Origin of the sequence: Paraburkholderia sp. USG1 (assembly GCF_031570135.1) — a bacterium.
In the GTDB taxonomy this organism is placed as follows: domain Bacteria; phylum Pseudomonadota; class Gammaproteobacteria; order Burkholderiales; family Burkholderiaceae; genus Paraburkholderia; species Paraburkholderia dioscoreae.
This window is the reverse complement of the sequence record NZ_JAMWXW010000016.1, coordinates 98,467-110,057: the sequence shown is the minus strand read 5'-3', so window position 1 is coordinate 110,057 and position 11,591 is coordinate 98,467. Positions and strand designations below refer to the sequence as shown.

The 11,591-nt window shown below is 65.0% G+C and carries 10 protein-coding genes; 4 read left to right on the top strand and 6 right to left on the bottom strand.

Going from position 1 to position 11,591, the window contains the following annotated elements:
- Window positions 1-70 precede the first annotated feature (70 nt).
- Entirely contained in the window at window positions 71-1,279 is a 1,209-nt protein-coding gene (locus NE850_RS21765; protein ID WP_007178047.1) for an ABC transporter substrate-binding protein, read from the top strand.
- 104 nt (window positions 1,280-1,383) lie between these two features.
- On the opposite strand, the gene NE850_RS21760 is transcribed toward NE850_RS21765, so the two are convergent.
- Window positions 1,384-1,635, bottom strand: coding sequence for a hypothetical protein (locus NE850_RS21760; protein WP_007178046.1), 252 nt, complete (start codon window positions 1,633-1,635; stop codon window positions 1,384-1,386).
- 286 nt (window positions 1,636-1,921) lie between these two features.
- Between NE850_RS21760 and NE850_RS21755 the strand changes: the two genes are divergently transcribed.
- The gene (locus NE850_RS21755) at window positions 1,922-2,440 is read left to right on the top strand and encodes a DUF6496 domain-containing protein (protein WP_310699392.1); all 519 of its coding nucleotides are present in this window, start codon (window positions 1,922-1,924) and stop codon (window positions 2,438-2,440) included.
- A gap of 90 nt (window positions 2,441-2,530) precedes the next feature.
- On the opposite strand, the gene NE850_RS21750 is transcribed toward NE850_RS21755, so the two are convergent.
- On the bottom strand, window positions 2,531-3,859 hold the full coding sequence (locus NE850_RS21750; protein ID WP_165189106.1) for an aspartate aminotransferase family protein: 1,329 nt from the start codon (window positions 3,857-3,859) through the stop codon (window positions 2,531-2,533).
- A gap of 230 nt (window positions 3,860-4,089) precedes the next feature.
- On the opposite strand from NE850_RS21750, the gene NE850_RS21745 reads away from it, so the two are divergent.
- Entirely contained in the window at window positions 4,090-5,505 is a 1,416-nt protein-coding gene (locus tag NE850_RS21745) for a PLP-dependent aminotransferase family protein (protein ID WP_007178043.1), read from the top strand.
- Window positions 5,506-5,545: 40 nt separating this feature from the next.
- On the opposite strand, the gene NE850_RS21740 is transcribed toward NE850_RS21745, so the two are convergent.
- The 4 genes from NE850_RS21740 to NE850_RS21725 form a co-directional block, all read right to left on the bottom strand.
- Complete coding sequence (locus tag NE850_RS21740; RefSeq protein WP_007178042.1) at window positions 5,546-6,169, bottom strand: LysE family translocator; 624 nt, start codon at window positions 6,167-6,169, stop codon at window positions 5,546-5,548.
- 163 nt (window positions 6,170-6,332) lie between these two features.
- A complete protein-coding gene (locus NE850_RS21735; RefSeq protein ID WP_007178041.1) occupies window positions 6,333-7,136 on the bottom strand; it encodes a sulfite exporter TauE/SafE family protein in 804 nt (267 codons plus the stop codon).
- Window positions 7,137-7,170: 34 nt separating this feature from the next.
- A complete protein-coding gene (locus NE850_RS21730; protein ID WP_007178040.1) occupies window positions 7,171-8,826 on the bottom strand; it encodes a bifunctional protein tyrosine phosphatase family protein/NAD(P)/FAD-dependent oxidoreductase in 1,656 nt (551 codons plus the stop codon).
- 39 nt (window positions 8,827-8,865) lie between these two features.
- Window positions 8,866-9,747, bottom strand: a complete 882-nt coding sequence (locus NE850_RS21725; protein WP_007178039.1) for an MBL fold metallo-hydrolase — start codon at window positions 9,745-9,747, stop codon at window positions 8,866-8,868.
- Between the two features lie 272 nt (window positions 9,748-10,019).
- Here NE850_RS21725 and NE850_RS21720 point away from each other — a divergent pair, with 272 nt between their 5' ends.
- On the top strand, window positions 10,020-11,426 hold the full coding sequence (locus NE850_RS21720; RefSeq protein WP_007178038.1) for a sigma-54-dependent Fis family transcriptional regulator: 1,407 nt from the start codon (window positions 10,020-10,022) through the stop codon (window positions 11,424-11,426).
- Window positions 11,427-11,591 lie beyond the last annotated feature (165 nt).

Below are 11,591 nucleotides of genomic sequence, written 5' to 3'. Positions count from 1 at the left end.
TCGCGAGCCGCTTGAACGCCTGATAACAACAACCCGCATTCCCGCAATTCTTTTGCTAACGGAGAAACGCATGACCACGCGCGCAGGATGGATTTCTCGCCTCATGGTGCCGACGGTACTCTCGCTCGCGGCTTTGAGCGCGAACGCACAGCAGACCATCAAGATCGGCGAGATCAATAGCTACAAGGCGCAGCCCGCCTTTCTCGGGCCTTACAAGAACGGCTGGAATCTCGCGCTCGACCAGGTGAACGCCGCGGGCGGCGTGCTCGGCAAACCGCTCGAAGTGGTATCGCGCGATGACAACGGCAATCCTGGCGACACGATTCGCGTCGCCCAGGAACTGATTGCGCGCGAGCAGGTGCAATTGCTGTTCGGCGGCTTCCTCTCGAACACCGGCCTCGCACTGGCCGACTTCGCGAAGCAGAAGAAGATTTTCTTCCTCGCCGCTGAACCGTTGACCGACAAGATCGTATGGGCCGACGGCAACAAATACACGTACCGTCTGCGTCCTTCCACGTATATGCAGGTGGCGATGCTCGTGCCGGAAGCGGTCAAGCTGAAGAAGAAGCGCTGGGCGCTGGTGTATCCGAACTACGAGTACGGGCAATCGGCGGTGGCGACCTTCAAGAAACTGCTGACGGCGGCGCAGCCCGATGTGCAGTTCGTCGCTGAACAGGCCACGCCGCTCGGCAATGTCGATGCGGGCGCGGTGACGCAGGCGATTGCCGACGCGAAGCCGGATGCGATTTTCAACGTGCTGTTCGGCGCCGACCTCGGCAAGTTCGTGCGTGAGGGCAATACGCGCGGGCTCTTCAAGGATCGCAGCGTGGTGTCCCTGCTGACGGGCGAGCCGGATTATCTCGACCCGTTGGGCGCTGAAGCGCCGACCGGCTGGATCGTCACGGGCTACCCGTGGTATTCGATCGATACGCCGGCCAACAAGAAATTTGTCGATGCCTATCAGGCCAAGTATCACGACTATCCGCGGCTCGGCTCGGTGGTGGGATATTCGGCGTTGATGTCGATTGCCGCCGGGATCAAAAAGGCCGGTTCGGTCGATCCGGATAAGCTCGCCGCCGCGTTCAAGGGTCTCGGCGTGGAGACGCCGTTCGGGCCGATCACCTATCGGGCGCAGGACAATCAGTCGACCATGGGCGCGTATGTGGGCGTGACGGGGGTGAAGGACGGCAAGGGCGTGATGACGTCGTACCGGTATATCGATGGCGCGAGCGTTCAGCCGTCGGATGCCGAAGTCAGGAAGCTGCGGCCTGCCGAGTAAGGTCTCGACGCCTGCGGCGCCCGGCGCCGCAGGCGTGTTTAAAAACGAACACAGTTGCGCCGTCGAAAAGCGGCCCGGCGTATCGCCTTTGGGGCGAAGAAGAACTACTCCTCCGCGTCGTGCTCGATCACGAATCGTTTCAGATAAGCCAGTACGGCGGCCTCCACCGCGCGATGATCCGCGGTGCTTTTGGAGCCCGCGTTCTCCTCGTCGCCGAACAGCGTGGAGGGCGCGTTGTGCACATCCACTTCCTGGCCTTCGCGAAAGACGCGAATTTCATGGACGTCTTCGGCGTATTCGGCAATCCAGTGCACACCTTCAATGTGCGCGCCTGCGCGAACGGTAGGTATCTTCATGGACGTCTCCCGTCGGGCCGGACCACGCGCCAACCCTTACCAGCACCATACGCTGTCCAGATGCCCGGCGCGAGTCCTGGCCGTCGGTTTCTTGAGCTTTCGCGGCGATTCGGCGCATTGCTCGAACTTTTGCCGGCGTTCACGCGTGATTTCGCAATTCCGTGCGCTGGGCGAAACGCCGCGACTATCCCCGCATGATGGCGTTCTCCGGAAGATTCGCCCGCGCAACGCGCCGAGGCACACCCGTTGCTGCATGACATAGGCCACAACCAACTGGAGAACTGTCATGCCCGAACAGAAAACCCTCAAGCGTGCCCACGCCGACAAGCGCGCCGGCAAGTCATCGAGCACCCAGGCCGGCGAATTCGTCAAGGAACAGGTCGACAAGGTGCGTGCCGGCAAGCACGGCGTCAGGTCGGCCAAGCAGGCGATTGCGATTGGCCTTTCGGAAGCACGCCGCGCGGGCGTCGCCGTGAAGTCGCCGAAGAAGGGCGCGGCAAGCGAATCCACACGCAAGAAAGCCGCCACGGATAACGCCGCGGGTCAGCGCAAGAGCACGACGAAGAAGAGCACGGAGTCGACCGCGAAACGCTCGCGCGCCGCGACCAATGCATTGAAGCGTGAGGGAAGCGCAGGCGCATCGCGCACGGCGTTGTCAAAGCAGACGAAGACGGCCGCGGCCAAACGTCCGGCGGCCAGCCGTTCCGCAGCGGCGAGGAAGGCCGCCGCGACGAAGGGTGCTGCAGGCCGTTCGGCGGCGGCCAGGAAGGCGGCTCAAACACGGGCTTCGCGCGCGCATCATTGATCGCGGCACGCGTTTGAAAGAAGCGCATCTGGCAAAAGAAGGCGGCGCATGCAACATGCGCCGCCTTCTTTGTCGCGCTTCGGCTGCGGCTTACTGCACCGTAGCCAGCACGTCGCCCACGGTCTTGAAGATGTGCGCGATCTGCTCTTCGTTGATGATGAGCGGCGGCGAGAACGCGAGGATGTCGCCCGTGAAGCGCACCAGCACGCCCGCTTCGAAGCATTTGACGAACGCTTCGTACGCGCGCGCGCCCGGCGCGCCGTCGCGCGATTCGAGTTCCACGCCGGCGATCAGGCCGATGTTGCGCACGTCCTTCACGTGCTTCGCGCCGCGCAGCGAGTGAGCCGCGGCTTCGAACGTCGGTGCGAGCGTCGCGGCGCGTTCGAACAGACCCTCGCGGCGATACAGGTCGAGGGTGGCAATCGCGGCTGCCGTTGCAGCCGGGTGAGCCGAATACGTGTAGCCGTGGAACAGTTCGATTGCGCCTTGTGCGCCGCTGTTCACGATCGTGTCGTGGATCGTGCGGCTTGCGGCCACCGCGCCCATCGGGATCGCGGCATTGTTGATGGCCTTCGCCATCGTGATCAGATCCGGCGTCACGCCGAAGTATTCGCTCGCCGTGGCCCCGCCGACGCGGCCGAAACCGGTAATCACTTCGTCGAAAATCAGCAGGATGCCGTGCTTCGTGCAAATCTCGCGCAGCTTTTGCAGATAGCCTTGCGGGGGAATGAGCACGCCCGTCGAGCCGGCCACGGGTTCGACGATCACCGCGGCGATGGTCGATGCATCGTGCAGCGTGACAATACGCTCGAGCTCCTCGGCCAGATGCGCACCCCAAGCCGGCTGGCCTTTCGAAAACGCATTCTGTTCGAGGTTATGCGTGTGCGGCAGATGATCGACCGCCGGCAGCAGCGCGCCCGAGAAGGTCTTGCGGTTGGTGGCGATGCCGCCGACCGAGATGCCGCCGAAGCCCACGCCGTGATAGCCGCGCTCGCGGCCGATCAGGCGGGTACGCTGGCCTTCGCCGCGCGAACGGTGATATGCCAGGGCGATTTTCAGGGCGGTGTCGACCGATTCCGAACCCGAGTTCGTGAAGAAGATGCGGTCGAGGCCTTCCGGCATCAGTTCGGCGACTTTCGTGGCGGCTTCGAAGGCGAGCGGGTGGCCCATCTGGAAGGTCGGCGCGAAGTCGAGCGTGGAGAGCTGCTGGGTAATTGCGGCGATGATTTCCTCGCGGCCGTGGCCGGCGTTCACGCACCACAGACCCGCGCAACCGTCGAGCACTTCACGCCCGTCCGTGGTGCGGTAGTACATGCCCTTGGCCGATTCCAGCAGGCGCGGCGCGGCCTTGAACTGGCGGTTGGCGGTAAAGGGCATCCAGAAAGACGACAGATCGTCGATGACGGGGCGCGAAGTCATGTGTATTTCCTCGAAGTGGGTTCCCCAAGGGGACTTCCTTTGGGGCATAGCAAAGGGCATAGCAAAACTGTAGCGTTCGCGGTTTAATGGCGGCATAAACAGTTGACGCAGTGTGGCGCTAACTGTGTTGGTGGATCTGCACTAACTGTGTCGATGCGTGCCGGCCCCCGAGGTTGGACATCGCATTCATACGTTCGGCCGCCCGCCGCGGCCCGCTCTTCATCCTGACCATGATCGAACTAGAACTCGAGCGCGACCGGCGCGCCGCTCCCACGCTCGTCGAGCAGGTGGTGCAAGGCTTCACGCGCGCCATCGAGGCGCAATCGCTGCGCGCGGGCGCGCTCTTGCCGTCGGTGCGGCAACTGGCGCAAAGCCACGACCTGAGCACCTTCACGGTCACGGAGGCGTACAACCGGCTCGTTTCTATGGGACTGGTGGTCGCGCGGCGTGGTTCCGGCTATCGCGTGGCGGCGCGTTCGCAGTCCGCGCGCGTCGCCGCGACCGACTGGCAGCCGCCGAGCCTCACCGCGACCTGGCTGCTGTCCGACGTGTTCGCCGACCATTCGGTGCCGATCAAGGCGGGCGGCGGCTGGCTGCCGAACGAGTGGATCAACGAGACCGGCTTGCAGCACGCGCTGCGGGCGGTGAGCCGGGTGCCGGCGGCGCGCCTCGGCGATTACGGGCATCCGTACGGATTTGCGCCGTTGCGCGAACGGATCGCCGAGCAACTCGACCGGCGCGGCCTGCCGGTGGATGTCTCCAACGTGCTGCTCACGCAAGGCGCGACCCAGGCGCTGGATCTGATCGTGCGTACCCTGCTGCGCGCGGGCGACGCGGTGATCGTCGAAGATCCCGGCTATTGCAATCTGCTGCAGATTCTCAAGCTGGCGGGCCTCGTGGTGCATGGCGTGCCGCGCACGCCGGCGGGCGTCGATACCGACGTGCTCGAAGCGCTGGTCGCCGAGCACAAGCCCAAAGCGATCTTCGTCAACACGACGCTGCAGAATCCGACCGGCGCGACCTTCGGCATGTCGGCGGCGTTCCGCTTGCTGCAGATTGCCGAGCGTCAGCGCATGTGGGTGATCGAAGACGATGTGAGCCGTGAACTCGCGCCGTCCGGCGCGCCGCTTTTCGCGGCAATGGAAGGCTTGCAGCGCGTGCTCTATGTCGGCGGCTTTTCGAAGACGGTGACGCCGGGATTGCGCTGCGGCTACGTGGTCGCCGAGCGCGCCGTGCTGCGCGAACTGGCGCGCACGAAGATGGCGGTGGGTTTGACGTCGTCGGAGGCGATCGAGCGGATCGCCGACAAGGTGTTGCTGGAGGGGCGCTACGCGCGTCACGTGGAAGCCGTCAACGAGCGTCTCAAGCTCGCCCACGCAACCGTTGAAGAGCGGCTCGATTCGCTCGGTCTCGAAGTGTTCCACCGGCCGCGCGCCGGGTTATTCCTGTGGGCGCGTTTGCCAATCGAAGCGGAGCGGGCCGGCGAAGTGGCGACGGCCGCGCTTACCCACGGTATCTGGCTCGCGCCGGGCTCCTACTTTCGTCCCGACGACGCTCCGAGCGCCTGGTTCCGCTTCAACGCGCCATACTCGACCGACGACGCGTTGTGGCGCTTCATCGAGCGAGTCGGGCAGGGCGCGTTATAAAGGAGCCGCGGCAACCGCGCTCAAGCAGGCTCAAGCGGGTTCAAGCGCCCTGGCCGACCAGCTTCAGCGCGATCGGATACAGCGACAGTACCAGCAGCAGCGCCATCGCTACATTGAAGATGCGCAGGCGTTTCGGGTCCGACAACACCTGCCGCATGGCCGTGCCGAAACCTGCCCACAGGCAGATGCACGGAAAGCCGATCACGTAGAAGATCACCGCCATGACGACGGCGTTCACGCTGTAGCTCTCGCTGAGGTGGATCGTGGTGGCGGCGGTCAGCACCATCATCCATGCTTTCGGATTGACCCACTGGAAGGCAATCGCTTCGTAGAACTTCATGGGCCGGCGCTCGCCTTTCTTCACCTTCAACTCACCCGACGTGCCGATCTTCCACGCGAGATAGAGCAGATACGCGACGCTCGCGATCTCGAGCACGGTGTACAGCACGGGAAAATGGACGAAGGCTTCGCCCAGACCGATGCCGACCGACAGCATCAACAGCACGACACCGGCGCTGATGCCGGACAGATGCGGCAGCGTGCGGCGAAATCCGAAGTTGACCCCGGAGGCCAGCAACATTGTGTTGTTCGGACCGGGCGTGATGGTGGTGACGAGCGCGAACAGGATGCCGGCAGGCAGCGCGCTGAGACTGAGATAAGACATGAGAAGCTCCGCTGTCGGTCGAGAGATATTGGAGCATTCTAGCGATCGTGTCCGGTACAGTACCTGTACGGTTTTTAAGATGATGTCCGGTACGGGTGGCGGCCGATTGCGGACGCCGACGCAGGAGTCGCCGGCAATCCCAGGCGAAAGCGCCGGCGTGGAGTCAGGCGATCGCGGCCTTCGCCATCAGCCCCAGCGCAACGCATATCAGGATCGTCGCGAACCCGAGCTGAACCTGGTGTCCCGGGAGACGGTGTGACGCGAGGCGTCCTCCCAGCATTCCGGCGGCAGTGGCGAGGCTGAACCACAGCACCACCTCCAGCGGCAGCGACGCGCCGTGATACATCGTGGCGATCACACCGCCGCCGCCCACCAGCGTGATCACCATCAGCGAGGTGGCCACGACGCCGTGCATGGGCACGTTGGTGAGCTTGCGCATCATCGGCACGATGATGAATCCTCCGCCGACGCCGAGCAGGCCGGTCATCAGGCCGGTCACGGCGCCTGTCGCCGCGAGCGCCGCGCCCGTCGCCCACGACCAGGCGAGCCGGCCGGTCGCTGGGTTGAGACGCGCCACGCACAGCGCCGATTCGGGCGGCGGTGCCGCGCCGGTCCGCAGCGTCTGACGCAGCAGCCGAACCGCGACGAACAGCATCACGCCGGCAAAGAGCGCAAGCAGCAAACGCTGCGGCAACGCGCGTGCGAGGCGGGCACCGAGCGCTGTCGCCGGAATGCCGGCGGCCGCCATGAACAGCGCGGCACGATAACGGACAAGGCGCTTGCGGAACGCTTCGAGCGCGCCGACCGCCGCGCTGCTCGATACGGCGACGAGCGCGACCGGCGTCGCCTGCTGGATCGGCCAGCCCATTCCGAACACCAGCGCCGGCACCGCCAGAATGCCGCCGCCGGCGCCCGTCAGACCGAGCAACGCGCCCACGATGGCGCCGAGAAGAAGTGAGATCAGCATCGATAGCCTTGAAGGGTTGACGACAATCCGCCGTTCATTCGGCAAGCCGGGGATGTGCCAGCCATTCCTTGCCTTTGAGCATGCCGCGCCAATAGAGCGGGGGCAGGATGCGCTCCTTCAGCAGCCAGGCGAGCCTCGACGGACGCTTGCCGTCGATCAGCCAGGCGGGGAACGTCGGTGCGACCTTGCCGCCGTAGAGAAACTCGGCGAGCACGATCTTGCCGCGCTCGACCGTGAGCGGGCACGAACCGTATCCGTCGTACGTTGCAACGCCCGACATGCCGCCGAGCGCCACGAGCACGTTGTGCGCGACGACGGGCGCCTGCTTGCGGGCGGCGGCGGCTGTTTTGGCGTTCGGAGTGTTCGTCACGTCGCCGAGCCCGTAGACGTTGTCAAAGCGCTTGTGCCGCAGGGTCATCTGGTCCACGTCGACCCAGCCCGCCGCGTCGGCAAGCGGACTGGCGCTGATAAAGTCCGGCGCCGTCTGAGGCGGCACGACGTGAATCATGTCGAATTCGGTCTCGAAGCTTTCGGCAGGGCCGCCCGCAACCGTGCGCGTGAAGGTCGCGCGCTTCGCGCGGCCGTCGATCGCGCTCAGGTTGAATCCGAAATTCAGCTTGATGCCGTAGCTCTCCACGTACTTCATCAGTGCCGGCACGTAGTCGGCCACGCCGAACAGCACCGCGCCCGCGTTGTAGAACTCGACGTCGATGCCGTCGAGCCGCCCGCTGCGCTGCCAGTGATCGGAGGACAGGTACATTGCCTTTTGCGGCGCCCCGGCGCATTTGATCGGCATCGGCGGCTGCGTGAAGAGCGCGCGGCCGCCCTTCAGCTCCTGCACCAGACGCCACGTGTACGGGGCGAGGTCGTAGCGGTAGTTCGAGGTCACGCCATTGCGGCCGAGTGTCTGCGGCAATCCTTCGATCGCGTTCCAGTTGAGCTTGAGTCCCGCGCAGACGATCAGCTGGCTATACCTGACGACGCGGCAGCCCTCAAGCACCACCGCGTTGTTTTCCGGCTCGAACGCCGCCACGGCGGCCTTGATCCAGTGGACCTTGCCCGGCAGCACATCGTGCATGGAGCGCGCCGTCGTCTCGGGCCGGAACACGCCCGCGCCGACCATCGTCCAGCCCGGCTGGTAGTAGTGCGTCTCGGCGGGGTCGATCACGGCGATATCCAGACCGGGCGCGCGGGCGAGCAGGCTCGACGCCGTCGCGATACCCGCGGCGCCGGCTCCCACGATCACGATATCGTGCCGCTCCTGTGAGACCACGAGGGGCGACGCGATCCGTCCGGCGAGTCCGGTCAGATCGTAGCCGGCCGCTTTGCCGGCGCCGACGATCTCGGTGAACGCCTTGCCGGAGGAGCAGGAGAGTGCCCACAGCGTCGCCGAGCGCATGCCGCTGCGGCAATACGCGAGCACCGGTCCCGGCAGACTTCGCAGATGTTCGCCGAACAGCGCTGCGTCGCTGTCGCTCACCATCCCCGACTTGACCGGCAGATAGCGTGCCTCGATACCTTCGTCGCGCGCGGCCTCGGCGATTTCGGCGAAGGTCGGCTGATCCGGGCCTTCGCCGTCCGGACGGTTGCATATCACGGTGCGAAAGCCCGCCGCGCGCAACGCGGGCAGGTCGGCGACCCGAATCTGCGGGGATACGCTCAGCGCGTCCGTCAGCTTGTTGATTTCCATTGCCTCTCCTAACTGGTCTGCCGATGGTCAACGCTTGCGTTAAAGCGCATTCACCGGAATCTTGATGTACGAAACGCCGTTGCTTTCGGGCTCGGGCAGATGGCCGGCGCGCATGTTCACCTGCACGGAGGGCAGGATCAGGACCGGCATGTCGAGCGTCGCATCGCGGGCCTTGCGCATTTCCACAAAGGCCTGCTCGGGCGTCCCTGCGCGTACGTGAATGTTGTGCTCGCGTTCGTCCGCCACGGAGCTCTCGTATTGCACCGGACGGCCGCCCGGCTGATAGTCGTGGCACATGTAAAGGCGGGTCTGGGGGGGCAGACTGAGAACGCGGTTGATCGAGCGGTACAGCGTGGCTGCGTCGCCACCCGGAAAATCGCAGCGGGCCGTACCGTAGTCGGGCATGAAGAGCGTGTCGCCGACGAACGCCGCGTGATCGTCGCCGTCGCTCACGACGTAGGTCACGCACGCGGGCGTGTGGCCGGGCGTGTGCATCACACGCACTTGCAGTTGGCCCAGGCTGAAGGTTTCGCCGTCGGCGAACAGATGATCGAACTGCGAGCCGTCGGTGGCGAATCCACAACCGGCGTTGAAGAGCGTGCCGAACACCTGCTGGACGCGTGTCACCTGCTCGCCGATTGCGATTCGCCCGCCTAGCCGCTCCTTGAGATACGGCGCGGCGGACAGATGGTCCGCGTGCACGTGCGTCTCCAGCAACCATTGCACGCTCGCGCCCAGCGCTTCGACGCGTGCGGCGAGCCGGTCGGCCGACGCGGTTCGCGTCCGCCCTGATTTCGGGTCGTAATCGAGCACGCTGTCGATCAGCGCGCATTGCCGTGTGTGCGGATCCAGCAGCAGATAGCTGATGGTCCACGTGGCCGGATCGAAGAACCCTTCGACGATAAATGTGCTGGCGGTCATTGCAGTCGTTCCTCTTTGCCGGACGGACGTCCAGCAGCGTTCGGGAGCGACATGAGTCAAGTTCCGTGCCAGTCGGGTCATCGCGTCGCGCCGCGATTGTAGATCCATGATCTACATCGATTTTTATGCTTTGCACGCGGGCTATGAAACGGCTTGGGCATATAAGGACGTGCGACGTGCGACTGCCACGAACTGTCATATGGCAGTCGTGGCAGAAATGGCAGTCGGCGCGTATAGTGCCTGTTCTCCGACACATATGACCGGTCCGCGACATGACCCTGCCCGAGTCCGCATCCCCTCCAACCGCCGCGCCTGATTCGACGCCTGCGCTGCCCGGCGCGCCCGAGATTGCCGCGCTCGTGTCCTATCTGGAATACGACCCGCAGCCATCGATCGTGCTTGATCCGCACTACCGCATTCTTGCGGCCAACACCGCATACCAGCGGCAGTTCGGCGTGGCGGGGCAGCCGCACGTGGGGCGCCGCTGCTATCAGGTATCGCACCACTACGAGGTTCCGTGCGATCAGGCCGGCGAGCATTGTCCGATGAAGCGCGCGTCCGATACCCGCAGCGCGGATCGCGTGCTGCACATCCATCACACGCCGCGCGGCCCCGAACACGTGGACGTGGAATTGCGGCCGATCTTCGACACCCGGTTCGAGATCGTCGCGTATGTCGAGCGGCTCTCCACCGTGCGAGGCGCCTCCGCGCGGCCAAGCGTGGACGGGCTGGTCGGACGCGCACCCGCATTCAACGAGGCGATCTCGGCATTGCAGCGCGTCGCGCCGTCGATGTTGCCCGTGCTGCTGCTCGGCGAGTCCGGCACCGGCAAGGAACTGTTCGCCCATGCGCTGCACGAGGCAAGCGATCGGGCACAACGGCCGTTCGTCGTGGTCGATTGCTCCGGCATCACGGAGACGCTGTTCGAGAGCGAACTGTTCGGCTACGAGAAAGGCTCGTTCACGGGCGCCTCGACCCGCAAGCCCGGACTCGTCGAAACGGCGCAGGGCGGGACGCTGTTTCTCGACGAAATAGGCGACGTGCCGTTGTCGATGCAGGTCAAGCTGCTGCGTCTCATCGAGACGGGCGCGTTCCGCCGCGTCGGCAGCGTCGAGACGCAGCGCGCGGACTTCCGGCTCGTCGCCGCGACTCACAAGCCACTCGAGCAGATGCTGGCGACCGGACAGTTCCGCTCGGACCTGTATTTCCGGATCAGCGCGTTCCCGATCCGCCTGCCGGCGCTGCGCGACCGTGCCGACGACATTCCGCTACTGGTGGACTCGACCCTGCAGCGCATCGCCTCCGGGCGCAGCGCGGCGTTGCGCAAGACCTCGGTCGCGCCGGATGCGCTCGCCCGGCTGTGCGCCTATAGCTGGCCGGGCAACATCCGCGAGCTACGCAACGTGCTCGAACGCGCGAGCCTGCTGGCGGACGACGGTGTGATCCGCCCGGAACATCTGCCGGATATGGTCAGGGGCGGGGCGTCGTCGGCGAGTCCAGCGGCTGCGCCGCTGCACCATTTCGGTCGCATGAAACTCACGGACGCCGAACTGGCTCATGTGGCCGCGGATTTTGCGGGGCGGCGCAAGGAGCTCGCCGCACAACTCGGCATGAGCGAGCGCACGCTGTACCGGCGGCTAAAGGCTCTTGGCGAAGATGGTTCGCACGGCGAGCGCTAAAAAAGCATGGTCATTGAGCCCGCAGTGACTTGCGCGCATCCCTGCAAGCGAATCTCGCCTCGTCACGGAACCACAACTGCGGCCGGTTGCCTTGCCCCCAAACCTGAAAACTCATTTGCGCCGACGGTACTACCGGCGCGTTTTGCCAGAACGTAAATTCACTTC

Bases quoted from the DNA above. Each gene is read 5' to 3' on its own strand.
- NE850_RS21755 (WP_310699392.1), top strand. From the start codon at position 1,922: ATGCCCGAACAGAAAACCCTCAAGCGTGCCCACGCCGACAAGCGCGCC.
- NE850_RS21725 (WP_007178039.1), bottom strand. From the start codon at position 9,747: ATGACCGCCAGCACATTTATCGTCGAAGGGTTCTTCGATCCGGCCACG.
- NE850_RS21745 (WP_007178043.1), top strand. From the start codon at position 4,090: ATGATCGAACTAGAACTCGAGCGCGACCGGCGCGCCGCTCCCACGCTC.
- NE850_RS21765 (WP_007178047.1), top strand. From the start codon at position 71: ATGACCACGCGCGCAGGATGGATTTCTCGCCTCATGGTGCCGACGGTA.
- NE850_RS21735 (WP_007178041.1), bottom strand. From the start codon at position 7,136: ATGCTGATCTCACTTCTTCTCGGCGCCATCGTGGGCGCGTTGCTCGGT.
- NE850_RS21730 (WP_007178040.1), bottom strand. From the start codon at position 8,826: ATGGAAATCAACAAGCTGACGGACGCGCTGAGCGTATCCCCGCAGATT.
- NE850_RS21750 (WP_165189106.1), bottom strand. From the start codon at position 3,859: ATGACTTCGCGCCCCGTCATCGACGATCTGTCGTCTTTCTGGATGCCC.
- NE850_RS21720 (WP_007178038.1), top strand. From the start codon at position 10,020: ATGACCCTGCCCGAGTCCGCATCCCCTCCAACCGCCGCGCCTGATTCG.
- NE850_RS21740 (WP_007178042.1), bottom strand. From the start codon at position 6,169: ATGTCTTATCTCAGTCTCAGCGCGCTGCCTGCCGGCATCCTGTTCGCG.
- NE850_RS21760 (WP_007178046.1), bottom strand. From the start codon at position 1,635: ATGAAGATACCTACCGTTCGCGCAGGCGCGCACATTGAAGGTGTGCAC.